Raw genomic sequence first — 23988 nt, 5'->3', positions numbered from 1 at the left:
CCGCTGGTCAGTACGGTTGAGGAATCCACAATGGAGATAACCAATGAAAATCAATCAGTTGTATAAGAAAAGTATAGTCATTGCCGGAATACTGCTGGTGGCAAATTCGGCCAGCGGTAATGAGAGTTCACTGGCGGAGGAAATCTGGAGCGAGAATTTTTGCGAACAGGCGGTGTCACTGGCGAAGCAGCGCGGCGAAGCGCCGGAAGCACTGAATCTGGTCAGTTGCCGGTTGCTGAACTACTATCAACCGTCCTATTGGCAGTGCGTGATCGCGGCCATGAAGTCCAATTCCAGTATAAAACTGGATGCGGCGAGGCAAAAATGTCTGGCCGAGTATTGAGTGATAACCCGGGCGGTGCAATCCGCGAACGGTTTTTCTGAACGCCTACTGTGTGCAATTCAATGAGGAATAACCGATGACAGCCGTTTCGCGTACCGATGTGGAAACCGCCCTCAAGGGCTATGTGGACCCTTATCTCGGCCAGGATCTGGTGGTCGCCAACTGCATCAAGCAGATCCGAACTGAGGAAGGCCGGATCGAGGTGGATGTGGAATTGGGCTTTCCCGCAGCGGGTTATCGGGATGCGCTGATTGCGGCGTTGCATGAATGTCTGGCGACGTTGCCGGGCGGCGCTGAAATCACTGTCCGGGTGGAGAGCAAGATCATCTCCCACGAAGTGCAGAAAGGTCTGAAGCCACTGCCGGGAGTCAAGAACATCATCGCGGTGGCGTCCGGCAAAGGCGGGGTGGGCAAATCCACCACCGCGGTCAATCTGGCGCTGGCGCTGAGCGTCGAAGGCGCACGAGTCGGGCTATTGGATGCTGACATTTACGGCCCCAGCCAGCCCCGGATGCTGGGATCGAACGAGCGCCCGGAATCGCCGGACGGCAAATCGTTGTTGCCAGTGATCAGTCACGGCATTCAATCCATGTCCATCGGCTATCTCATCGAAGAAGAAACGCCGATGGTCTGGCGCGGGCCGATGGTGACCCAGGCGCTGGAGCAATTGTTGCGCGATACCCGCTGGGACAACCTTGATTATCTGATTATTGACCTGCCGCCCGGCACCGGCGATACCCAACTGACTTTATCGCAGAAAGTGCCGGTGAGTGGCGCGATCATTGTCACCACCCCGCAGGACATCGCGCTGCTGGACGCTCGCAAAGGCTTGAAGATGTTTGAAAAGGTTGAGGTGTCGGTGCTGGGTATTGTCGAAAACATGAGCATTCACATCTGCTCCAACTGCGGCCATGAAGAATACATTTTTGGCGCGGGCGGCGGTCAGCGCATGGCCGCGCAATACAACGTACCGTTCCTTGGTTCGCTGCCGCTGGACATTCGCATCCGCGAGGAAACCGACAACGGCCAACCGACGGTGGCGGCAGAACCGGACAGCCGCATCGCCGGGCTGTATCGGGACATCGCCCGCCACGCCAGTGCCCGCCTGTCGCTGCAAGCGAAGAACTACAGCCACAAATTCCCCAGCATCGTGATTCAAAACAACTGAGACTCGCCACTATGCGGCTCAGTGATCGAGACATCGAACGCGGTCTGGACGAGGGCAGAATCCGCATTGAACCGCGCCCTGCGCCAGGCAAGATCAACGGGGTTAGCGTGGATTTGCATCTGGGCAGCCGCTTTCGGGTGTTCAACGATCATGCCGCACCCTACATCGATCTCAGCGGGCCGCGTGAGGAGGTGGATCACGCGATCAACCGGATCATGAGCAAGGAGATCAGGATCGCCGATGACGCTTCGTTTTTCATTCATCCCGGCGAACTGGCGTTGGCAGCGACCGCCGAGATCATCACGATGCCGGATGATTTGGTCGGCTGGCTGGATGGTCGCTCCAGCCTGGCTCGATTAGGGCTAATGGTGCATGTCACCGCCCACCGCATTGATCCCGGCTGGAGCGGTGCCATCGTGCTGGAATGCTACAACAGCGGCAAATTGCCGCTGGCATTGCGCCCCGGCATGGCAATCTGCGCCATCAGCTTCGAGACGCTGACCAGTCCCGCCATTCGCCCCTATTCCAAGCGGCAGGATGCCAAGTACCAACGGCAGAGCGGACCGACGCCGAGTCGGATCGGCGATGACGAACCGCTCGATAAAGGGCATTGAAACTGTGAGTTATGGAGGGAAAAAGCCATGTCTGCATCCGTATCGTTAGCACCGGAGGTTACGCCCGCTACTGCTGAGACTTTTCCAATTCGGCATCGCTGGACGGTGAACGAATTTCAGCGCATGGGAGAAACCGGCTTCCTTAATCCAGAAGCGCGGCTGGAATTAATTGCGGGGGAATTATTTGAGATGGCACCGATTGGCAGTTTTCATGCGGGAACCGTTAACATTCTTAATCGCCTGTTCATGCGATTAGTGGCTGATACAGCGATTGTTGATTCTCAGAATCCTATCGTGCTGGACGACCACTCCGAACCGCAGCCCGACATTGCATTGCTGCGTCCGCGCCCGGATTATTATCTGAAGGCGCATCCCCGCGCTGAGGATGTATTGCTGCTGATCGAAGTGTCCGATAGCACGGTGCAATTCGACCGCAAGACTAAAGTGCCGCTATACGCCCGTCACGGTATTCCCGAAGTGTGGCTGGTGGTGGGGCCGCAACGACGCCATATCGAGGTTTACCGCTATCCACAACCGGAACACGGTGGCTATCAGACCCGGTTGCATGTGGGTGAGGGTGCATTGACGCCGTTGCTATTACCAGAAGTTGAGATTCGCCTAAGCGAACTGTTCATCGACTAACGGGTAAAATTTTCCAGTCGCAACGGCTGATTCAACCACTTCCCGTCAAACAGCACCCGCTCCCCATCCAGCTTTAATCGGCCTTCCGCGAACCCGCGAATCGCCTGCGGATACAGCCGGTGTTCCTGTTCCAGCACCCGCGCCGCCAGTGTGTCGGGATCATCCGTCGGCAGCACCGGCACCCGCGCCTGCACGATCACCGGGCCACCGTCCAGTTCAGCGGTCACGAAATGAATGCTGGCACCATGCTCGGTTTCACCGGCAGCGATAGCGCGTTCATGGGTGTGCAAGCCACGAAATTTGGGTAGCAATGACGGGTGAATGTTGAGCAACCGGCCCCGGTAATGCTCAGTAAAACCGGCGGTGAGTACCCGCATGAATCCCGCCAAAATCACCAAATCCGGTTGATAGTCATCGATCCTCTCGATCAGCGCCGCTTCAAAACTGGGCCGGTCGGCGAAGTCCTGATGATCCAGTTCCAGGGCCGGGACGCCCGCTTGCCGCGCCCGTTCCAAGCCGTACACACCGGGGCGATTGCTGATGACAGCGGCCACTTCGACCGGTAATGTGCCGCCGGCAGCCTGGTCCAAAATCGCCTGCAAGTTGCTACCGCGCCCGGAAATCAACACCACCAGCCGGATCTTCCGAACCACGCTCACGGCTGGAATTCCACCAACGGTTCACCTTCACCGGCGGCGATATGGCCCAGCGGCCAGACTGTTTCGCCCGCATCCCGCAACATGGACATCGCCTGCTCCGCAGCTTCTGCGGCAACGCAGACCACCAACCCGACCCCGCAGTTGAAGGTGCGCCACATTTCCGTCTCGGCTACGCCGCCCTGTTGTTGCAGCCATTGGAACACTGCGGGCCGTTGCCAACCGGCAGTATGGATCACTGCCTTAGTATCCACCGGCAACACCCGTGGCAAATTTTCGGTCAAACCGCCACCCGTGATATGGGCGATAGCGTGGACCTCGACCTGTTCCAGCAGCTTCAGGATCGGTTTGACGTAAATGCGGGTGGAGGCCAATAACGCCGCGCCGAGCGTACTGCCAGCGAAGGGCTGATCCAGTTTTGCGCCGCTGACCGCCAGAATCTTGCGGATCAGCGAATAGCCGTTGGAATGCGGCCCGGAGGAGGCCAGACCGAGCAGTATGTCGCCGGCCCGCACCTTGGAGCCGTCAATGATCCGCGCTTTCTCGACCACGCCGACGCAGAAACCGGCCAAATCATAATCACCGTCGTGGTACATCCCCGGCATTTCGGCGGTTTCACCGCCCACCAATGCTGCGCCGGCCTGCTCGCAGCCATCGGCGATGCCCTTGATTACCTCCGCCGCCACGTCCACATCAAGCTGGCCGGTGGCGTAATAATCCAGAAAAAACAGTGGTTCAGCGCCCACCACCAGCACATCGTTGACGCACATTGCCACTAAATCAATGCCAATGGTGTCATGCCGGTTCAGTTCCAGCGCCAGCTTGAGCTTGGTCCCGACCCCATCGGTGCCGGACACCAGCACCGGGTGACGATAGCGATCCAGCGGCAGCTCAAACAATGCGCCAAAGCCACCTAAACCCCCTAGCACGCCGGGGCGTAGCGTGCGGCGGGCGTATGGCTTGATGCGATCCACCAGCCGATTGCCGGCGGCGATGTCTACTCCGGCATCGCGGTAACTGAGCGAAGAGGATGGTGGCGGTTGATCGTTCACGAATAGCGGGCCTCGACAGGTATCCGGTAAACCAGAAAATTGGAGTGGAACGGGCATCCTGCCCGTTGAAGATTCAAAGCGGTAGCGCGATAGATTCCAACGATTGTCAGGTTGCTGCCTTCACCCCAGCCAGCGCCGGGCATTGCGGAACAGCCGCAACCACGGTCCGTCTTCGCCCCAGCCGTCGGGATGCCAGGAATGCTGCGCGGTACGGAATACTCGTTCCGGGTGCGGCATCAGAATGGTGAAGCGCCCGTCGCGACTGCACAGGCCAGCAATGCCTCCCGGCGAACCGTTGGGATTGGCGGGATAGCTTGCGGTCGCTTGCCCGAAATTGTCCACAAAGCGCATCGGTACTATGCCCGCCGCCAGCGCCGTATCCGCGCCATCCTCAGTCCGAAATTCGGCTCGACCCTCGCCATGCGCCACCGCAATCGGCAAGCGCGAACCTTCCATCCCGCGCAGGAACAGCGACGGCGACGACAGCACCTCGACCAGACTCAACCGCGCTTCAAATTGCTCCACCCGATTACGCACGAACCGCGGCCAGAGTTCCGCACCGCCGATCAGTTCATGCAAATTGGACATCATCTGGCAGCCGTTGCAAATCCCCAGCCCGAAGCTGTCTGACCGAGCGAAAAACGCGGCAAACTCATCGCGGGTACGCGGATTGAACAGGATCGACTTGGCCCAACCTTCCCCCGCGCCCAGCACGTCACCGTAGGAGAAGCCACCGCAGGCAGCGAAGCCGTGGAAATCAGCCAGTGTCACCCGCCCGGCGATAAGGTCGCTCATGTGGACATCCACTGCTGCAAAACCGGCCCGATCAAACGCCGCCGCCATTTCCACCTGACCATTGACGCCCTGTTCACGCAGAATAGCGATCCGGGGCCACGCGCCATTGGCGAGGAACGGCGCGGCGATATCCTCAGCGGGATTAAACGTCAGTCGGACGTTTAGCCCCGGATCAGCCGGATCGCAGACCGTCTCAAACGCCTCGCGGGCGCACTCTGGATGATCGCGCAACGCCTGCATCTGATAGCTGGTTTCCGACCACAACCGCCGTAATTCGACGCGGCTGGCGGCAAATGCGGTCTCGCCGGCATAGCGCAAAATCAACTGATCCTCGACGTTCAGCGTCCCGATAACATGGCTGCATTCGCCCAGTCCCGCCGCGATCAGCCGATTCAGCACCCGCGCCCGATCTGCCACCCGTACCTGAATCACCGCGCCCAGTTCCTCAGCGAATAATGCTGCCAGCGGTTCTTCACCCAGATCGTCGAGCAACACGGTTACGCCACAACCACCGGCAAACATCATCTCCGCCAGCACTGCTAGCAGGCCCCCGTCGGAACGGTCGTGGTAAGCCAGCAGGCGGCCCGCTGCGTTCAATTCCTGAATCACGGCGAAGAACGCTTTGAGATCATCCGGCGCATCTACATCGGGCACGGCGGCGTCCATCGGCTGATCAACCTGCGCCAACACCGAACCTCCCAGCCGATTTTGACCCCGACCGAGATCGATCAAAATCAGATCCGTGTCCCCCCGGTTGCTGCGCAATTGCGGGGTCAAGGTCCGGCGCACATCCTGAACCGGCGCGAAGGCCGTTATGATTAGCGATAGCGGCGCAACCACGCTCTTGGCTTCACCGCCGGCTTCCCAAACCGTTTTCATCGACAGCGAATCCTTGCCCACCGGAATAGCGATACCCAGCGCTGGACAAAGCTCCATCCCGACCGCCCGCACCGTGTCGAACAAGTCAGCGTCCGCGCCGGGATGACCCGCCGCCGCCATCCAGTTGGCCGACAGCTTCACATCGCCCAACTTTTCAATGCGGGCAGCGGCAATATTGGTGAGCGCCTCACCGACCGCCATCCGCCCGGATGCAGGGGCGTTGAATACGGCCAGCGGCGTGCGTTCGCCCATCGCCATTGCTTCACCCGTCTCGGTGTCGAAGCTGGTGGCAGTGACCGCGACATCACTCACTGGCACCTGCCACGGCCCGACCATTTGATCGCGGCAGACCAGCCCGGTCACGCTGCGGTCGCCAATCGTGATCAGAAAGCTCTTGTCGGCCACCGCTGGGAAACGCAGTACCCGCGCCACCGCTTCGGCGAGATGCAAGGGTTCGGTTCCCTCGCCATCGGCCCTCGCCCCTACTAAACCCTCTCCCGCCAGAAAAGGGGGACACTGAATCTGATGCGTCACGTCACGCAGCATTTTCGGCGGCTTGCCGAACAGCACATTCATTGGCAAAGCGACCGGTTGATGGGCAAATTGTCGGTCGCTGATCCTCAGTTCCGGGTCCGCCGTCGCCACGCCGATCACCGCATAGGGGCAGCGTTCCCGCTCGCACAGCGCTTTGAATGCCTCCAACCCTTCGGCAGCAATCGCCAGCACATAACGCTCCTGCGCCTCGTTGCACCAAATCTGCATCGGCGACATGCCAGGATCGTCGTTCGGCACCTCGCGCAACTCGAAGCACCCGCCCCGCCCCGCGCCGTGGACGATTTCCGGCACTGCGTTGGACAATCCGCCGGCGCCTACATCATGAACCGAGAGAATAGGGTTGTTCTCGCCGAGCGCTACACAGCGGTCAATGACCTCCTGGGCACGGCGTTGCATTTCCGGGTTGCCGCGCTGCACCGAGGCGAAATCCAAATCCTGGTGCGAACTGCCCGCTGCCATGCTCGACGCCGCGCCGCCACCCAGACCGATCAGCATCGCTGGCCCGCCCAGAACCACAATCGCGGTTCCCGGCGGCAGTTCGGCTTTATCGACATGCGGTTCACGGATGTTGCCCAACCCACCGGCGATCATGATCGGTTTGTGGTAGCCGCGCCGCTGCCCGTCGGGATCGTCCTGCTCGAAGCTGCGGAAATAGCCGGCCAGATTGGGGCGGCCAAATTCGTTGTTGAACGCCGCCGCGCCGAGGGGTCCTTCCAGCATGATGTCCAGCGCTGAAGCGATGCGGTTGGGCTTGCCGTACTCTCGCTCCCACGGCTGGATAAAACCGGGAATCCGCAGATTCGAGACCGAAAAGCCGCACAGCCCGGCTTTGGGCTTGGCGCCGCGTCCGGTAGCGCCCTCATCGCGGATTTCGCCGCCGGAGCCGGTGGCGGCACCGGGGAACGGCGAAATCGCAGTCGGGTGGTTATGCGTCTCCACCTTCATCAGGATAGGCACCGCTTCCGGGTGGTAGCGATACTGGCCGTCGGCGGGATCAGGGAAGAAGCGTCCAGCGGAGAAGCCGCACATTACCGCCGCGTTGTCGTGGTAGGCCGACAGCACATCGTCGGGATGGCAGGCATAGGTGTTGCGGATCATGGCGAACAGCGACCGATCCTGCTTCACCCCGTCTACGATCCAATCGGCGTTGAAAATCTTGTGCCGACAGTGCTCGGAATTGGCCTGCGCAAACATCATCAGCTCTACGTCAGTGGGATTGCGCTCCAGCCGGGTAAAACTGTCCAGCAGGTAATCTACTTCGTCCTCCGACAGTGCCAGCCCCAATTCACGGTTGGCGATCACCAATGCCGTCCGCCCGCCACTCAGCATCTGGATGGTGGTCAGTGGGGCCGGATCGGCGCGGGCAAACAGCACCGTGAGATCATCGTCAGGCGATAAAACCGCCTCGGTCATCCGGTCGTGCACCAGCGGTTGCAGCGCCGCCCGATCATCGGCGTTCAACGGTTCTGCCGATTCCAGGTACCAGGCTACACCGCGTTCAATCCGGCGGACATGCTGCAAGCCGCAGTTGCGGGCGATGTCAGTGGCTTTGGACGACCACGGGGAAAGGGTTCCGGGACGGGGAACGACTAAAAAGGTGGGTTCGCTGATCAGATGCCGTTGCTCAGCGCTAGGCCCGTAGTGCAGCAACCGATCCAGCACCTCGCGGTCGTGGGTGATCAACCGACCCTCGACGAAATGAATGAACTCGGCGTAGGCGTCGGTCACTATCGGAACTTGCTGCCGCAATAGAGCCAGCAGCTTCTCCAGACGGAATGGCGACAGGGCGGGGCTTCCACGGAAACGCAGCATCGCAAGCACTCTCCTGGATCGGGCAGGTAAACGCGAATAATAGCAGCAATTGTCGGGAGGTCGGGTTGGAATAAGCCGTGAGGGCCGGCGGGTCTCCCGGTGCTTGAAGAGGTCTTTCTATTTCCCGATCCGCAATGGACCGCCCAAGCCGTGTTGATCGAGGAACGCATGGGCGCGGTCGCGAATGGCGGCAGTGCTATTGAGAGTCATTACCTCGGTTAATAAGGCTTGAGCTTCGACATAAGGGATACTGCGGATCATCCACTTGATCTTGAGCAGGCCGCCCAGATTCATGCTCAGACTGTCCACCCCCATCGCCATCAGCAACAGAGCTGCCGCCGGATCGCCAGCCATCTCCCCGCAGACGCTCACCGGTCGGCCCGCAGCCTGGACTCGTTCGATTACATGATGGATCGCTTTGAGTACTGCCGGATGCAGCGAATCGTACAGCTTGGCCACCCGGTCGTTGTTGCGATCCACTGCCAGCAGATACTGGGTCAGATCATTGCTGCCGATGGAGGCGAAATCCACCCTCTGGATCAGGGCATCAATCTGGAAAACCGCCGACGGCACTTCCACCATGATTCCAATCTTCGGGGTCGTTACCGCCACCCCCTCTTCCTGCAATTCCGCCTGGGCGCTGCGCAGCAGCTCCAATGCCTCACTCAGCTCGCTGACACTGCTGATCATTGGAAACAGAATGGAAAGATTCGGATAGGCCGCCCCGGCCCGCAACATCGCCCGCAACTGAGTCTTGAACAGATCGGGCTGATCCAGGCTGATGCGGATGCCGCGCCAGCCCAGAAAAGGATTTTGCTCAATGATCGGAAAATACGGCAGTGGCTTGTCGCCGCCGATATCCAGGGTGCGCAGCACCACCGGATGCGGGTCCATGATCCGTAACACCCGGGTGTAAAGCGTGGTCTGCTCCTCTTCTCCGGGGAAACGGTCGCGGAGGAAGAAATGCAGTTCCGAGCGGTACAGCCCTACCCCGTGTACCCCGCTATTGCGGGCGGCAGCGATATCGGCGAACAACCCGGAATTGGCATGAAGTTCCAGCCGGTGGCCATCCGGGGTTTCCGCCGGTAAGTCGCGCAGGTGTTGCAAGCCACGCGACAGCTTGGCTTCTTCGGCGATCAGCTTCAGATATTCCTGACGCAACGCCGGGCTGGGCTGGATGCAGACCCGCACCGTGTAGCCGTCTACCGCGACCTCGCGACCGTTCAGCCGGCCCGGCGGCAGATTGCTGACTCCGAATACCGCTGGAATGCCCAACCCACGCGCCAGCAGAGCGACATGCGAAGCGCCAGTGCCGCGCACCGATACCAGCCCCTTGAGTTTTTCAGTGGGTACGTCCAGCAATTGGGAAACGCTGATCTCGTCACCCATCAGGATCGTTTCGTCGGGATAATGGCGGTTGAACGACTGTTCTTCCTGCAACCGGTTCAACAGGCGCTGGCCGAGATCGAGGATGTCGGCAGCACGCTCCCGCAGATAAGGGTCATCCATCTCGGTGAAGATGTTGGCGTATTCCAGCACCGTGGCGCGCAGTGCGCCCGGCGCCCAGTTGCCAGCGTAAATCCGCTCCAGGGTGCCATTCACCAGGCTATCGCTGCCCAGCAGCAGGGCGTAAGCGTCGAACAGCGCCCGGTCACCCGCTGACAGCAGGAGACGCATCCGCTCGCTGAGCCGTTGCAGTTCGGCCAGCTCCGCTGCAACTGCCTGGCGGAAGCGCGAGGCCTCGGCGTCAGGATTCTCGATGTCCTTGTCCGGCACCCGATCCAGCGCGGCGGCTGGAAACACCACCACCGCCTCACCAAGCGCCAGCCCATGGGCGCTGGCCACACCCTCCAAAAACAGCGTACCCGACAGCACGTCATCGTCGAGCCGATCCAGCGCCTGGCGGATTTCCGCCTGATTGATACAAGCCGCCAACTGTGTGGCCAGCGTGACCAGGAACGATTCTTCGTCGGCAGTGTATTTACGCTGCTCGCGTTGTTGCGCCACCAACACCCCCAGCACCTTGCGGCGGCGGAGGATAGGGACGCCAATGAAACCGTGAAAAGGCGCCTCGCCGGTGGCGGCGATGTAGCGGAAGGCGGGATGAGCGGGGGCGTTCTCGACATTGATCGGTTCGACCCGACCCGCAGCCAGTCCGGTTAAACCCTGGCCCAGTTTCAAGCGTACCTTGCCGACTGCGCTCGGCCGCAGGCCGTCGGTAGCCATCAGGACATGCTCGCCCCGCACCGGGTCAGTGATGTACACCGAGCAGACGTCAGTGTGAAGCGCCGCCTTGACCTCGGCGACGATCAGGTTGAGCGCCTCGTTCAGGTCGCGGGTCGCGTTTATGTCCTGCACGATGCGCCGCAGGATATCCAGCATGGAACCGGCCTCGGTTGAAGGCGAAGAAAGAAAGGGCGCGCTCAGCGCTGGAAAAACCGGCGCGGGTGCGGCGTAGGCGGACGGGGCAAGCACGGATCGTCCATGACCGACGCAACGACCGACGACTCTCGCGTCGGCGCGGCGACTCCGGTCAGCGGATCAATGACTCCGCTGCGCCGTGCTGAAACCACCATCCGAGTAATCACCGGATGCTTGCGGACTTCCGTCCGCCGTAGTAGCAGGACAGCCGTCGGTTTGACCTCTGGTGGCGGGTGGGCGGGTTCTAGTGGCCTGGCCGTAGCGATAGTTACATCCATGGTTACGTCCGCCTGGTGTGACTGGATCGGCGCCGACGAACGGTCGGGCCGGGGTGTTCTCTCCCTGAAGGTCCGCTGGGACCGGCGGCAAGGAAGCAGTAGCGGTGCCAGTTCACGCAGGGCACGCCAATAGACATGGCGCTTGAACGGTACTACGGCTCGCAGCGGATACCAGTAATCCACCCACTGCCAGTGATCGAATTCAGGCCGTTCGGTAGAATCCAGCCGTACCGTGTCCTCGCCGCCCACCATCCGCAGCAGGAACCAGACCTGTTTCTGGCCGATACACGTCTGCTGGTTGCCTTGCCGGATCAGGCTTTTAGGCAAACGATAGCGCAACCAGCCCCTGGTGCAACCAATGACTTGCACATGTTCCGGCCGCAGACCGATCTCTTCGGCCAGCTCACGAAACATGGCCTGCTCGGGCGATTCATCCCGTCGGATGCCGCCTTGGGGAAACTGCCAGGAATATTGCCCGATCCGTTTCGCCCAGAACAAACGCCCATCGGCATTGCACAGGATGATGCCGACGTTTGGCCGATAACCCTCCGAATCAATCACGGTGAAAACCAATACCTTGCAATAAATTATTCATCCTATTTTTTCATAACGAACCGCGTTTCGCCATGGTGGATATGCGAACCGCCGCCATCCACTGCTTGATCCCTCTAAAACTCGTGCTGATCTCGCTATTATTAGAGCTGGCGCGGCGCCTGATCAGAATGATGATGCATCGCCTCCGTCGCCAAGCTTCCACTCCCCTTTTGCCACTTCAAGGAGCCTTCGATGCGTCGCCTGCTGTCTCTGTTCATGCTGCTGACGCTGCTGCTGTCCGCCAGCGCCCATGCTTTCGAGGATATGCCGCTCGCCGTGGCGGCAGCCCAATATCTGCAACTGATCCGCGATGGGCGCGACGCCGCCGGTCAACCGGCCGCTGCCCTGTTGCAATTGGCCGAGCAGCAAGCCGCGCAACGCAATTGGTCCGTAGCTATTAATCATTATGAAACAGCCATCGTTGCTGGCGCGGATCAAGGCGCAGTTTGGCTCAGCCTCGGCCAGGCTTGGCAAAATGCGGCGCAAGACTCAACCAAGGAGCGCTCCCGTCAGGCTGCCTGGAACGCCTATCAGGCGGCGCGGATCCCTTATGAACGTGCGCGCGCGCTGTTCCGGCTGGGCGAGTTATACGACCAGGATCAGGAACCGAAAAAAGCCCTCGCTGCTTTTCGCGAAGGGCTGGAACTGGAGGATAACCCCCGGATCGCCAAGCGTTACCAGGAATTGGCGGACGCCAACACCTTCCAGATCAAGGGCGTTGATGTTGAATCGGATAGCGCCACCCCGAAAATCTGTCTGAAATTCTCCGATGATCTTACCAAGGACCGGCGGATGCATTTGGAGGATTATCTGGTCATCGAACCGGCTATTCAGAGGGTCGTCAGCGCCCAGGAACAGCAGTTGTGCGTGGAGGGCGTCCGCCATGGCCAGAGCTACCGAATCACCGCACGGGCCGGCGTCCCGTCGGCGACCGGTGAGAAAACCCGCATTAGCCAGGATTTCACCGTTAAGGTTGAAGATCGTAAGGCGACTCTGGGATTCCGGGGCGCCAGCTATGTATTGCCGAAAGCCAGTGGTCAGCAACTGCCGCTGATCAGCGTCAATATGGATCAGGCGCGAGTGCGGCTATTGCGCATTAATGACCGCAACCTGCTGCAACAAATCGCGAATCGCCGTCTGAGCAACCCACTGGACGGTTACGATATCAACCAGGTCGCCAAACAGTCCGGTGAACTGCTGTGGGAAGGCGCTCTGACTCTGGCAAGCGGCGAGCGCAATCAGGACATCGTTACCGCTATTCCCATCAGTGAGATTTTGCGCGACCCGCAACCGGGCATTTACATCGTGGCCGCCGAACCGATCAAGGAAGATCCGGACAGTTACCAGAACCGGGCGACACAATGGCTAGTCGTATCCGATATCGGCCTGTTCACCCTGCGCGGCAACGATGGACTGCATGTCTTCGCCCGCTCGCTGGCCGGGGCTAAACCGCTGGCCGGAGTGGATCTGCGGCTGTATGCCCGCAACAACGGCGAATTGGCTAAGGTCACTACCGACCGTCAGGGCTATGCCCGTCTCGATCCGGGTCTGTTGCGCGGCGGCGGTGGGCGCGAACCGGCGTTGCTGATGGCTTACGGCAGCGGCGATTACAATTTTCTCGATTTGACCAAACCCGCTTTTGACCTTAGTGATCGAGGCGTGGAAGGTCGGGCCGCGCCGGGAGCAGTAGACGCTTTCCTCTATACCGAGCGCGGGGTTTACCGACCCGGCGAAACGGTGGAACTGATGGCGCTGGTTCGCGACAGTCGCGGTTACGCCCTGCCCGACGCCCCTTTGACGCTAAAGCTGTTCCGCCCCGATGAGGTGGAAGCCGAACAGCCCAAACCGGGTAAACCGGCACTGGGTGGCTATCACGTCCAATTGCCGCTGGCGCTGAATGCCCGCACCGGGGCGTGGACGGTCAAGGCGTATACCGATCCCAAGGGCGAGCCGGTCGGGCAAGTGAGTTTTCAGGTTGAAGACTTTGTGCCGCAGCGGTTGAAACTGGAACTGAGTACGGCGGCGGCGGCGCTGAAACCGGGCGAATCGGCGACTGTGGATATCAATGGCCGATTCCTGTATGGCGCGCCAGCGGCCAATCTCAAGGCTGAAGCCGAAATCGTGCTGAACGAAGACGCCAACCCTTATCCGGCGTATCCGGGCTACCGTTTTGGGCTGGCGCAGGATAGTTGGACCGCACAACGTTTCCCGGTGGCGCTGGCTGGCACCGACGCCCAGGGTAAAGCTCAGGCGCAGGTGATGTTAAGCGAGACGCCGGACACGACGCGGCCATTGCAAGCGCGGGTGCGAGTGTCGCTGTTTGAACCCGGCGGGCGTCCAGTCACTCGCAGTCTGAATCTGCCCTACCGCGCTCAGCCGTTCGCTATCGGCATCAAGCCGCGTTTCAGCGATGACGGCATCTCTATCGGTCAGGAGGCCGAATTCGAGGTGATCGCGCTTGATCCATTAGGCCAGCCACAGGCTAAAAACGGGCTGCGTGCGGAACTGGTGCGCGAGGAGTATCAGTATTACTGGTATCACGGCGACAACCATTGGAATTACAAAATGGTGATCCGCGACAGCGCACCAGTGTCCAGCCAAACCCTCAACGTCGCTGCCGGACCAGCGACCACGGTGACGCAGCGCATCGCGGAGTGGGGCCGTTACCGGCTGGATGTGATCGACCCGAATAGCGGAGTAGCCTCCAGTGTGCGTTTCAATGTGGGCTGGTTTGAAACTCCGAGCGAGGGTGATACCCCGGATCAGATGAAGGTGACGCTGGATCAGCCGCGCTATCAGGCCGGTGCAACCGCCAAGGTCTTCATCCGGGCGCCGTTTGCCGGCGAAGTGCTGCTGAACGTAGTCGGCGACCGGCTGTGGTTGAGCAAATCGGTGAGCGCCTCGGCGGAGGGAACGACCGTAGAGTTGCCGATTCCTGCCGAATGGGGGCCGGGAGTTTACATCGCCGCGACTGCGTTCCGCCCAGCGGACAGCACCGCTCAACGCGGGCCGGGACGGGCGATTGGCGTTGCTTGGGTAGGACTGGACCCTGCGCCGCGCACCCTGAATGTTGCGTTTAACGCGCCGACCGAGTGGAAGCCGCGCCAAACGGTGGAATTGCCGGTGACGGTGAGTGGCCTTGAATCCGGCCAACCGGCGTATCTGACCGTGGCTGCGGTGGACGAGGGCATTTTGCAACTGACCGATTTCACCACGCCCAACCCGGTGCAGTACTTCCTCGGCAAGCGCCGGCTGGGAATGCAATTGCTCGATTTATACGGCAAATTGATCGAAACCGGCGGGCGACCGGGACAACTCAAGGTCGGCGGCGATGCCGATAGTCGGCAACTCGATGGTTCCGGGGTGCGGACGGTAAAGACCTTGGCGCTGTTTTCCGGGCCAGTGGCACTGGACGCCAGCGGTCAGGCCAAGATTCCGCTGGCACTGCCCGACTTCAATGGGCAATTGCGACTGATGGCGGTAGCCTGGGATCGCAATCGGCTCGGTCGGGCCGAAGCCGCGCCACTGGTGCGTGATCCGCTGGTGGCGCGGGTGTATCTGCCGCGTTTCCTGGCTCCCGAAGATGAAAGCCAGGTCAGCGTGATGGTGCAGAATCTGAGCGCCCCACCCGGCGATTATCACCTCCGGCTTAGTGCCGACGGCGCGGTAGCGGTGAGCGAACCGGCGGCATTCACCTTCACTGTAGCCGATTCCACGGTGCAGAATTCCGAGAAGCGGACCTTTACCCTGCGCGGGCTGAAACCGGGCGTCGGCCAGGTACGCCTGCATCTGGACGGGCCGAACGGTTTTCAACTGCTGCGTGAATCCGAAATTGGCGTCCGTCCGGCGCAAACGATCACTAACACCCGCACTGCGCGGCGGTTGAATCCCGGCGAATTGTTGCGAATTAGCGATGAGTTGTTGACCGAATATCTGCCAGGAACCGGGCGCGCCAAATTGAGTTTTTCCAGCCGGCCCGCGCTCAACGTGCCCGAACTGCTGGCGGAACTGGATCGCTATCCCTACGGCTGTCTGGAGCAGACCACCAGCCGCGCCCTACCGTTGCTGTACTTCAATCAAGTGGCTGAGGCTTGGGTGGGTCAGAACGCCACCGAAGCCGAATTACGGGCGCGGGTGCAGGAGGCGATCCAGCGTATTTTGACTTTGCAGGATGCCGGCGGCGGCTTCGGGCTGTGGAGTCCCAGCAGCGCCGTTGAAAACTGGCTGTCAGCCTACGCCATGGATTTCCTGGTCCGCGCCCGCCAGGAGCAGTATTTCGCGCCCGAATCAGCGTACCAACACGGACTGACGTATTTGCAGGAGCAGTTGAATCAGGACAAGTTCGGCGAACAGGAACTGGGCTGGCGGGCCTATGCGCTGTACGTGCTGGCGCGGGTGCAAAAAGCGGCTATCGGTGATCTGCGCTACCTGCACGATAACCATTTGCAGAAATTGCCAACGGCATTGGCGCAGGCGCAATTAGGGGCATCATTGGCCCGTTATGGCGAATTGGGCCGGGCCAAGGAGGCGTTCACCGCCGCGCTGAATCGCTCGGACCCGGTGTGGGTGCGTTATGGTAGCCCGCTGCGCGACCGGGCGGCGCTGCTGGCGTTGCTGGCCGAATCGGGATTATTGCCGGAGCGGATGCCACTGTTAGCCGAGCAAGTCGCCGCTGAGTTCAACCAGCGCCGTTACACCAGCACTCAGGAACAGGCGTGGCTATTGCTGGCCGCTCATGCATTGCTGAAACAATCCGGTCAATTGCGGCTGGCAGTAGACGGGCAGGTGACCACCGCCGATCCGTTCTATCTGTCGCCGACGGTCGCGCAGTTGAATAAGGGGCTGACGGTGAATAATCAGGGCGATCAGCCGGCGTGGGCGGTGATGAATCTGAGCGGCGTTCCGGTCGCATCGCAACCGCCGGCGCAGAATGGCTTCACCATTAGCCGCCGCTATTACACTCGCAGCGGAAAGGCAGTAGATCCGGCTCTGCTTCGTCAAAACGATTTGCTGGTAGTGGTGATTACCGGCGAGGCGCAAGGCCATGAAGAGCAGCAGGCTTTAGTGGTGGATTTATTGCCAGCGGGATTGGAAATCGAGAACGCCCGACTGGCGCATAACGCCTCCACCACTGAAATTGCTTGGTTACCAGAATTGACCGAACTGCTGCATAGCGAATTCCGCGATGATCGTTTTGTGGCGGCCCTGGATCTGGATGCGGACAAAACGCGGAAATTTACGCTGGCTTATCTGGTGCGGGCAGTAACGCCGGGCGTTTATCAGCAACCAGCGGTGTATGTGGAGGATATGTACAAGCCGTGGCAATTTGGGCGCGGGGCGATGGGGACGGTGAGGGTGGAGTGATTCAGCGCAATCCGGGCAGCCGGGTGGCGCATGTCTTGTCGCTACGGTCGCCCGGCCAGCGCCGCCCGCATCCGCTCTAACCCTTCCGTCAGCATGGATCGCGGGCAACCGAAATTCAGCCGCACGAAGCCCTCGCCACCGGGTCCGAACGCAGCGCCATCGTTCAATGCCACCCCCGCCTGTTCGAGGAAAAACTGATGTGGATTGCCGGGAAGATTCGCGCCCCGGCAATCCAGCCAAGCCAGATAAGTAGCTTCCGGGACGGTGGAACTGATACCGGGCAAATGATGGCTAACATATTCCACCAGGTAATCCCGGTTCGCCGTGAGATAATCGAGCAGCGCCCGCAGCCAGTCGTCGCCATGACGGTACGCCGCCAGTGCGGCGCTCAGGCTGAGAATGTTGGCATCCGGCACGATGCCGCGCATGGCCTGCTTGAAGCGTCGCCGCAGTTCAGAATTTGGAATGACCGCGAAACTGGCCCCCAAGCCGGCGATGTTAAAGGTCTTGCTGGGCGCCATCAGGGTGATGCAGCGCTGGGCGATGTCTGGCGCCAGTGCGGCCAGCGGGGTATGCCGGCGTCCATCCAGCAGCAAATCGCAGTGAATCTCATCCGAGCAGATCGTGAGATCGTGGCGTTCGCACAGAGTTGCCAACCGGCTCAGTTCATCCACGCTAAACGCCCGCCCGACCGGGTTGTGCGGGTGACAGAGGATGAACAACCGGGTGCGCGAACCCATCGCCGCCGCGAAGGCAGTATCGTCGAAGCTGTAGTGCAACCGGCCATCGCGACGTTCGGCGCATAACTCGGCAGTAACCAGTCGCCGATCCTGATGTTCCGGCGCAGTCAGAAACGGTGGATACACCGGCGTCTGCACCAGCACCTCATCGCCCGGTTCGCCGACCGCCCGGCAGACCACATTCAGCCCGCTCACCAGCCCCGGCAGATACACGATCTGCTCCGGGGCGACCGCCCAGCCGTACCGTTCCTCCATTCGCGCACACAGGATTTCCGTCAATTCCTCCGGTGGCGCTCCATAGCCAAATACGCCATGCGTCACCCGCTCGTGCAATGCCGCCAGCACCGGTTCCGGCGCGGCAAAATCCATGTCCGCCACCCACAGTGGCAACGCAGCGCCGTAACGCTGCCATTTCAGGCTGTCGGTGCCGCGCCGGATCGGCGAATGATCGAAGTCGTAAGGCATGAGGATAAATTCCTGCTAGTGATAATCAATTGAAATAAAAAAGAAAGTCGGATGCTAAAAAATAACTTGCGCATTGAAAATGGGCATTACGATCTAAAATCAGGCACTTAGGAAATCAATACTTCGGACAGTTTTGGTGATCACAATCAACAGGTTAGCCTTCATAGGCTGAATTAAATCAAAGTCAGGGGTTCGCCTGAGTTGGATAAAATAACTCGTTGATTTTGCTTGACCTATAACGAATGCTTGAAGCTCTGATTTTTCAAGAGGTTCCATGCACCGATGTATTTTCCGTTCACGAGGCCGAAACTAAAAACTGTCCGAACCATTGGAAATAGAAGTTATAAACAATTACTGGACATTTTTAGTATTCGCTTTGGAGATACGCTTTAGCTCGGCATAACACCGAAAATACCTATCCGTCAGTTGTCCACCCAGTCGATCATTTAGTGAATCAATGTCATCTTCAATGCGTCCTTCTTTAACCAAAATATGCAACTGGCTAAGGCAATTTGCGGCATATAAAATACCGCCTAAAGTTGATAGATCAGGTTGATGATCGACATCAATCTGATCTTGCAATGCATCCAGTACCGTAGTAGGAAACCGCCAATTTTCTGCAATCTGCACCGATAGTTTCCTGGTTTTAACCGAGAGCATTTTGTAGAATGTTGTTGATTCTGGGACTTCCCGGTGTTTACGAAGCTGATCCATGGTCCGTATTGTAACAATCATGCCGATATTCACTGCGATTCCAGCCAAATAGGCATCAAAAGGATCATAGCGATTTTTTGCCAATAAAGAACAGGCGTATGCACAATACTCCGATTGTGACCACAGGTGGTTTTTGGCAAGATGACCAAAATAGCCATCTTGTACATTAAAGATAGGTTTCATAACAACATTGGCAATCAGCCGCTTCAGTCCAGACTGACCCAACATGACGACTGCTCGTTGCAGGCTATTTATTTTCTGATTTGTCTGGTAATAAAAAGGGCTGTTTGCGAGTCTGATTACTTCACCGACCAATACGGGGTCATGGCCGATCTGCTCCGCTAAATACTTGCCTGAAGTGTCGTCATTTTTTAATGAACTTAATAGTTGTGGAACCACCGCTGGCAATCGAGGCAACATCTTCTCATTAAGACCGGTAGATGCCAGTAACTCGTCAAGTTGTTTCAGAACAGCCTGTTCAAATCTGCCAGGTTTTACATCAGTAAAAGCGTCAACACCCAGAACCAATCGAATAAAAGTTTCATCGAGATCGAAGTCAGTAATCTGCGTTTTTTCTTGTTCAATGCCGAGCGAAACTTCAACGATTTGCGCGGGATGCTGCGAAGTCAATTCTGGAGATTCCGGTGGTTTTCTCCCCGTAAAAAATCGGATCAGTGCTTTCCACATCGTGTTTTTGCTCCACAACCAAGGACTATCGGATAAAACCTAATAATCTTAAAGGGTCGCTCGAACTTTGTCCTTACTCACTTCCCCGAAGTCTCATCGCCATCTTGGCAATCTTACACATCAACGCTCATGACTGCTTCCTCTATCGCTCTCCCATCGTTGCGCCAGGCTCTCATCTACTGGTTGAAACTCGGCTTCATCAGTTTCGGAGGACCCGCCGGGCAGATCAGTCTGATGCACCAGGAGCTGGTTGAGCGGCGGCGCTGGATCTCCGAGCGGCGTTTTATGCATGCACTGAACTACTGCATGATGCTGCCTGGCCCGGAAGCTCAGCAACTCGCTACCTATCTGGGTTGGCTGTTGCATGGAACCTGGGGCGGCATCCTTGCCGGCGCGCTATTTGTGCTGCCGTCCCTGTTCATCCTCATTGCGCTGAGCTGGATTTATATGGCGTTCGGCCAGACGCCAGTGGTCGCAGGGGTACTCTACGGCGTCAAGCCGGCGGTCACTGCTCTGGTTGCTTTGGCCGCCTGGCGAATCGGATCCCGCACCCTGCACCATCCGGCTTTGTGGATGATTGCTGTCGCCGCGTTCCTGGCTCTGACGCTATTCGCTGTACCCTTCCCCGCCATCATTCTTGGCGCCGGGCTGATGGGCTTACTCGGTGGGTGGCTGGCTCCCGTTGTGTTCCAGCCAAGTGGCGGTCATGCCAAAACGGTAACGTCCCACGATTCCGCATTGATCGACGAGCACACACCGCCACCGCCGCATACCCACTTTTCTTGGCCACGCCTGCTGCGGTTCATCGGGATCGGCCTGCTACTCTGGGGTGGGCTGCTGGGTCTGCTGGCGGCGCTGTTCGGCGGGCATGGCACGCTCACCCAAATGGGCGTTTTTTTCACCAAGGCGGCGCTGCTGACCTTTGGTGGTGCTTACGCTGTTTTGCCCTATGTTTATCAGGGCGCGGTTGGGCATTATCAATGGCTGAGCGCCGCGCAGATGGTGGATGGATTGGCGCTGGGCGAAACCACGCCGGGACCGCTGATCATCGTGGTAGCGTTTGTAGGTTTCGTCGGCGGTTGGGGTCGGGAGCTGTTCGGGCCGGAGGCGCTGGCGTTGGCCGGGATCTTTGGCGCAACGGTGGCGACCGTGTTCACCTTCCTGCCGTCGTTCCTGTTCATCCTGATCGGCGGGCCGCTGATCGAGTCTACTCACGGCAATCTCAAGTTCACTGCGCCGCTGATCGGGATTACTGCCGCCGTAGTCGGCGTGATCGGCAACCTCGCGCTGTTCTTCGCCTGGCACACGCTGTGGCCCGCAGGGTGGAAAGGGTCATTCGAGGGGTCGGCTGCGCTGATCGGTATCGTCGCTTTTGGGGTGCTATACCGGCAACGCGCCGGTGTTATTCCGGTCATTGGCGGCTGCGCGGTAGCGGGATTGGGTTATAAGCTACTGACTGGTTTCTAGCAGGACATACCCATGCAACGCAGCGATCTCCTGGCCTTTCTGGTTTCCCTCGGTGTCATCGGCCTGCTGATCTGGGGGCTGGTGTACTTTATTAACCATTGGTGGGCGCAGCTGCCCACGGCGGTAGCCCTGATCGTCTGCATCCTGCTGGCGGTCATGGTGATCGGCTATCCGATCTATGCTTTGGCGCGCTGGTCGGATCGCTATTTGGCGCGGGTGCGGGAAGCCCCCAAGAATTCGGGCGCTTCCAAAGTCGATCAATAGAATCGGTCAATGGTTCAGACACTTGCCCTGATTTAATGCCGTGAATTCGGCGGGGCCGGCGGCAGATGGAAATCGGGAAAGCGCTCCTTATCCCGATCCGGGCTTTCCAGGCCGCCCATAATCTCCTCGGCCAGCCGGGCGAAGTCAGCCGGTTCGTTGCCCAGCAGGCTTTCGTACAACGTCGCGTCCCAGCACTCGATGCGATGGGCGTAGGCCAGCAGAATCACGCTGTCGTGGATGCTGGCGTAATCCAGCAGCCGCCGAGGCAACAGCAGCCGGCCACTGCTATCAAGTTCCAGCTCGGTAGCGCCCCGGTGGAAATAACGGACGAACTCACGGTTTTTCTTGACGAACAGGTTCAGCCGGTTAATTTCAGTAGTGACCCGTTGCCATTCATTCAGTGGATACAACAGCAGATGTTGCTCAAAACCCCGGTTGATTACGAAACGGCCTTCTGCTTCAACCGGGATTTGTTTTCTCAGCGCGGCCGGCAGCGCAATTCGCGCCTTGGAATCGAGTCTGCATTCAAATTCGCCGAGAAAGTTCGCCATGGCTTCAGATGAACACCCAATAAACGTAACAGCTATTTAAGGATAAGACCATGAATACTCTGCTCAATCGCTGGTTACCGCTAGTGTTGGTCGGGCTGATAACCTGGGCCGTACCGCCGATGGCATCGGCGCAACCGAGCGCCAACAAAGACAAGATCGCTCTGGTTATGAAAGCGCTCTCCAACCCGTTCTTCTCCAATAGGACTTTCGCTTAGAGTTCCAAACCCCTTATGATCTGATATAATGATCAAATGACAATCACAAAGCAACAGTATGTAGAGTACGTCATCAGTACTCCGATGAACTATACCGGTACGAATCGAGCGGCTCATTTAGAGAAAGTCAGCCATGACGCCATTAATGATTATTTGCGGCGTGAAAAGCACACTGCACATACGTTATGGGAATGAGCTGAACCACTGATTAATAATAGTAGTGAATCCTACCTGGTTTTAGACGACCGTGTTCAGGATAAAAACTATTCCAAAAAAATTGAAATGGTGAAACTTAAATATAGTGGAAACACACACAGTTTAATCAAAGGTATCCTCCTGTAAATTTTCCTGTGATTCGCACGACGGGTTGGGTGAGTACAACGCACACCTCTCAGCAAGATCAAAGAGTTAGATGAAGCCGATGTTCTAGCCCAGGCCGCAAATCATCGCCATCACAGGAAAATTTACAGGAGGAAAGGTATGGTCCTGTAAATTTTCCTGTGATGGCGAGGGTTAGCAGCGTCAGGCTAAGGCGTTGACTGCATCTAACCTATTGATCCAACCAAATGATATTCATTTTACCTGCCTGCCCCACAATTCCGATCACAGGAAAATTTACAGGAGGAAATAATTTGCTACCTCATTTTTATAGGCTTCTACTGTCTTTAAAAACGTATCAAAACAATGGACTGAACTATTTTTAACCCGGTTCATCCATCCGGTAATTCTCTGCTTACCGCGACAGCGATCTATGTTGTTATCAAATAGATTTGTTCACTCATTTTTCAATTGATATGCTTGTTTAAGAAGAGGGGAGTGCTGGAATAATTTTTCTAAAGTTTCCTGGTCTTTTAACTCTAAATTATCAGGTCTTTTACGCAAAATCCACATCACCTCTTCTAACTCTTTATATTGCTCTTTCGGTAAGGTCTTCCGCAGGCGCGCCAACTCTTTTTTGCGTAATTCATCCAACCTCTTTCCATATAATTTAGCGACATGAAATCGATCGACTACGATCTGGACTTTTTTCCCAAAAACTTCTTTCGCTGCATTGATAAAACGTAACTACTCAGGTACTCAGTAGTCGTGTTCGTAATCACGGTGAATACGACTACTGAGAGGCACAGAAAGGGATAAAGGGTTGACCGGAGAACGCCTCCCGGATGGCACCGAACACATTCACTGCGTTCTTGCGAGCGGTTGAGAGATACCCCCGAATCCGCGCAAAGTTTTTCGCGCCCTCCAGCGTCCTGAATCCGCCCGAGGTCTTTTGTTTGACCTTGATCATGCGCACATCCCGTTCCGCCTGGTTATTGTCAACCGGGACGCGGAAGTCCGCCATGAACGCCAAGGTTTGTGGCTTAAAATCCCGCAGCCGATTAAGCAGATTGAGGGGTGGCGTCTGGGCCGGGCGGCCTCGCTGTTTCGGCTTTTTCCCGGCAGTAAGCGGGGGTAGACGCAGGGCAATCGCGCTATGGGGTAGCCGGACTGGGTGGGCCGAAGAGCAGACGTAACCGGTAGGCATCGTTGAGGGCGGCGCGGAGTTTGCGGCGGCGGATGCTATCGCGTGGAGGGCCATTATGGCGCAGCATGTTCAGGGCGACACGGCGGATCAGGGCCAGGTTTTCCGGGGCGTGATCGCGGCGGGTTCGGCAGGCATCCTCGCCGAATTGCACGTCCAACACCCAGTGCGGGGCATTCTCAATGGCCCA

Annotated in this window: 17 protein-coding genes and 3 pseudogenes; 8 read left to right on the top strand and 12 right to left on the bottom strand. The window is 58.3% G+C overall.

What is annotated here, in order from left to right; all coding sequences use genetic code 11:
- The first annotated feature begins 43 nt into the window (after positions 1-43).
- From BN874_RS09615 to BN874_RS09600, 4 genes are all read left to right on the top strand, one after another.
- Positions 44-343 (top strand): hypothetical protein, encoded by a 300-nt coding sequence (locus BN874_RS09615; RefSeq protein WP_034432536.1) that lies wholly within the window; start codon positions 44-46, stop codon positions 341-343.
- Between the two features lie 76 nt (positions 344-419).
- On the top strand, positions 420-1511 hold the full coding sequence (gene apbC, locus BN874_RS09610; protein WP_034432534.1) for an iron-sulfur cluster carrier protein ApbC: 1092 nt from the start codon (positions 420-422) through the stop codon (positions 1509-1511).
- A gap of 11 nt (positions 1512-1522) precedes the next feature.
- The gene (gene dcd, locus BN874_RS09605; RefSeq protein WP_034432532.1) at positions 1523-2125 is read left to right on the top strand and encodes a dCTP deaminase; all 603 of its coding nucleotides are present in this window, start codon (positions 1523-1525) and stop codon (positions 2123-2125) included.
- 27 nt (positions 2126-2152) lie between these two features.
- Entirely contained in the window at positions 2153-2767 is a 615-nt protein-coding gene (locus BN874_RS09600) for a Uma2 family endonuclease (protein WP_081756280.1), read from the top strand.
- Here BN874_RS09600 and purN read toward each other — a convergent pair.
- From purN to BN874_RS25575, 5 genes and pseudogenes are all read right to left on the bottom strand, one after another.
- Positions 2764-3426 (bottom strand): phosphoribosylglycinamide formyltransferase, encoded by a 663-nt coding sequence (purN, locus tag BN874_RS09595; RefSeq protein WP_034432530.1) that lies wholly within the window; start codon positions 3424-3426, stop codon positions 2764-2766. The genes BN874_RS09600 and purN overlap by 4 nt on opposite strands.
- The gene (gene purM / locus BN874_RS09590; protein ID WP_034432528.1) at positions 3423-4475 is read right to left on the bottom strand and encodes a phosphoribosylformylglycinamidine cyclo-ligase; all 1053 of its coding nucleotides are present in this window, start codon (positions 4473-4475) and stop codon (positions 3423-3425) included. Before purM ends, purN begins: the two co-directional genes overlap by 4 nt.
- 120 nt (positions 4476-4595) lie before the next feature.
- On the bottom strand, positions 4596-8516 hold the full coding sequence (purL, locus tag BN874_RS09585; protein ID WP_034432526.1) for a phosphoribosylformylglycinamidine synthase: 3921 nt from the start codon (positions 8514-8516) through the stop codon (positions 4596-4598).
- 117 nt (positions 8517-8633) lie between these two features.
- On the bottom strand, positions 8634-10898 hold the full coding sequence (gene ptsP / locus BN874_RS09580; protein WP_034432524.1) for a phosphoenolpyruvate--protein phosphotransferase: 2265 nt from the start codon (positions 10896-10898) through the stop codon (positions 8634-8636).
- Positions 10899-11305: 407 nt separating this feature from the next.
- Positions 11306-11776, bottom strand: a pseudogene (locus BN874_RS25575) (RNA pyrophosphohydrolase); the annotation flags it as partial.
- Between the two features lie 225 nt (positions 11777-12001).
- Between BN874_RS25575 and BN874_RS09570 the strand changes: the two are divergent.
- Positions 12002-17173: an alpha-2-macroglobulin family protein gene (locus BN874_RS09570; protein ID WP_051497662.1), complete on the top strand. Its 5172-nt coding sequence runs from the start codon at positions 12002-12004 to the stop codon at positions 17171-17173.
- Positions 17174-17214: 41 nt separating this feature from the next.
- Here the strand turns inward: BN874_RS09570 and BN874_RS09565 are convergent, their stop codons facing one another.
- The 3 genes from BN874_RS09565 to BN874_RS09560 all read right to left on the bottom strand — a co-directional run bounded on the left by BN874_RS09565 (position 17215) and on the right by BN874_RS09560 (position 19779).
- Positions 17215-18378, bottom strand: coding sequence for a MalY/PatB family protein (locus BN874_RS09565; protein WP_034432522.1), 1164 nt, complete (start codon positions 18376-18378; stop codon positions 17215-17217).
- Positions 18379-18477: 99 nt separating this feature from the next.
- On the bottom strand, positions 18478-18654 hold the full coding sequence (locus BN874_RS25075) for a hypothetical protein (protein ID WP_195912156.1): 177 nt from the start codon (positions 18652-18654) through the stop codon (positions 18478-18480).
- Between the two features lie 75 nt (positions 18655-18729).
- Entirely contained in the window at positions 18730-19779 is a 1050-nt protein-coding gene (locus BN874_RS09560) for an HDOD domain-containing protein (protein ID WP_051497661.1), read from the bottom strand.
- A gap of 129 nt (positions 19780-19908) precedes the next feature.
- On the opposite strand from BN874_RS09560, the gene chrA reads away from it, so the two are divergent.
- Together chrA and BN874_RS09550 are read left to right on the top strand one after the other, a co-directional pair.
- Entirely contained in the window at positions 19909-21246 is a 1338-nt protein-coding gene (chrA, locus tag BN874_RS09555; RefSeq protein WP_034432520.1) for a chromate efflux transporter, read from the top strand.
- A 12-nt stretch (positions 21247-21258) separates the two neighbouring features.
- Positions 21259-21510 carry a hypothetical protein gene (locus BN874_RS09550; RefSeq protein ID WP_034432518.1) on the top strand — a complete coding sequence of 84 codons (252 nt, stop codon included), beginning with the start codon at positions 21259-21261 and terminating at the stop codon, positions 21508-21510.
- 32 nt (positions 21511-21542) lie between these two features.
- Here the strand turns inward: BN874_RS09550 and mraZ are convergent, their stop codons facing one another.
- Positions 21543-22061, bottom strand: a complete 519-nt coding sequence (mraZ, locus tag BN874_RS09545; protein WP_051497660.1) for a division/cell wall cluster transcriptional repressor MraZ — start codon at positions 22059-22061, stop codon at positions 21543-21545.
- Between the two features lie 50 nt (positions 22062-22111).
- Here mraZ and BN874_RS24435 point away from each other — a divergent pair, with 50 nt between their 5' ends.
- Positions 22112-22276, top strand: coding sequence for a hypothetical protein (locus BN874_RS24435; protein ID WP_154724843.1), 165 nt, complete (start codon positions 22112-22114; stop codon positions 22274-22276).
- A gap of 774 nt (positions 22277-23050) precedes the next feature.
- Here BN874_RS24435 and BN874_RS22490 read toward each other — a convergent pair.
- From BN874_RS22490 to BN874_RS25070, 3 genes and pseudogenes are all read right to left on the bottom strand, one after another.
- Positions 23051-23332 (bottom strand): transposase, encoded by a 282-nt coding sequence (locus BN874_RS22490; protein WP_081756278.1) that lies wholly within the window; start codon positions 23330-23332, stop codon positions 23051-23053.
- A 55-nt stretch (positions 23333-23387) separates the two neighbouring features.
- Positions 23388-23729: pseudogene (locus BN874_RS23475) on the bottom strand (IS66 family transposase); the annotation flags it as partial.
- Between the two features lie 19 nt (positions 23730-23748).
- A pseudogene (locus tag BN874_RS25070) lies at positions 23749-23988 on the bottom strand (ISAs1 family transposase); the annotation flags it as partial.

The sequence above is a fragment of the Candidatus Contendobacter odensis Run_B_J11 genome (assembly GCF_000531125.1).
Lineage (GTDB): Bacteria > Pseudomonadota > Gammaproteobacteria > Competibacterales > Competibacteraceae > Contendibacter > Contendibacter odensensis.
The sequence above is the reverse complement of the archived record's forward strand: the minus strand, read 5'-3'. Positions and strand labels throughout refer to the sequence as shown.

Bases quoted from the DNA above. Each gene is read 5' to 3' on its own strand.
- BN874_RS25075 (WP_195912156.1), bottom strand. From the start codon at position 18,654: ATGGAACCTCTTGAAAAATCAGAGCTTCAAGCATTCGTTATAGGTCAA.
- chrA (WP_034432520.1), top strand. From the start codon at position 19,909: ATGACTGCTTCCTCTATCGCTCTCCCATCGTTGCGCCAGGCTCTCATC.
- dcd (WP_034432532.1), top strand. From the start codon at position 1,523: ATGCGGCTCAGTGATCGAGACATCGAACGCGGTCTGGACGAGGGCAGA.
- BN874_RS09615 (WP_034432536.1), top strand. From the start codon at position 44: ATGAAAATCAATCAGTTGTATAAGAAAAGTATAGTCATTGCCGGAATA.
- BN874_RS09565 (WP_034432522.1), bottom strand. From the start codon at position 18,378: ATGCCTTACGACTTCGATCATTCGCCGATCCGGCGCGGCACCGACAGC.
- BN874_RS09560 (WP_051497661.1), bottom strand. From the start codon at position 19,779: ATGTGGAAAGCACTGATCCGATTTTTTACGGGGAGAAAACCACCGGAA.
- purL (WP_034432526.1), bottom strand. From the start codon at position 8,516: ATGCTGCGTTTCCGTGGAAGCCCCGCCCTGTCGCCATTCCGTCTGGAG.
- BN874_RS24435 (WP_154724843.1), top strand. From the start codon at position 22,112: ATGAATACTCTGCTCAATCGCTGGTTACCGCTAGTGTTGGTCGGGCTG.
- ptsP (WP_034432524.1), bottom strand. From the start codon at position 10,898: ATGCTGGATATCCTGCGGCGCATCGTGCAGGACATAAACGCGACCCGC.
- mraZ (WP_051497660.1), bottom strand. From the start codon at position 22,061: ATGGCGAACTTTCTCGGCGAATTTGAATGCAGACTCGATTCCAAGGCG.
- BN874_RS09550 (WP_034432518.1), top strand. From the start codon at position 21,259: ATGCAACGCAGCGATCTCCTGGCCTTTCTGGTTTCCCTCGGTGTCATC.
- apbC (WP_034432534.1), top strand. From the start codon at position 420: ATGACAGCCGTTTCGCGTACCGATGTGGAAACCGCCCTCAAGGGCTAT.
- BN874_RS09570 (WP_051497662.1), top strand. From the start codon at position 12,002: ATGCGTCGCCTGCTGTCTCTGTTCATGCTGCTGACGCTGCTGCTGTCC.
- BN874_RS09600 (WP_081756280.1), top strand. From the start codon at position 2,153: ATGTCTGCATCCGTATCGTTAGCACCGGAGGTTACGCCCGCTACTGCT.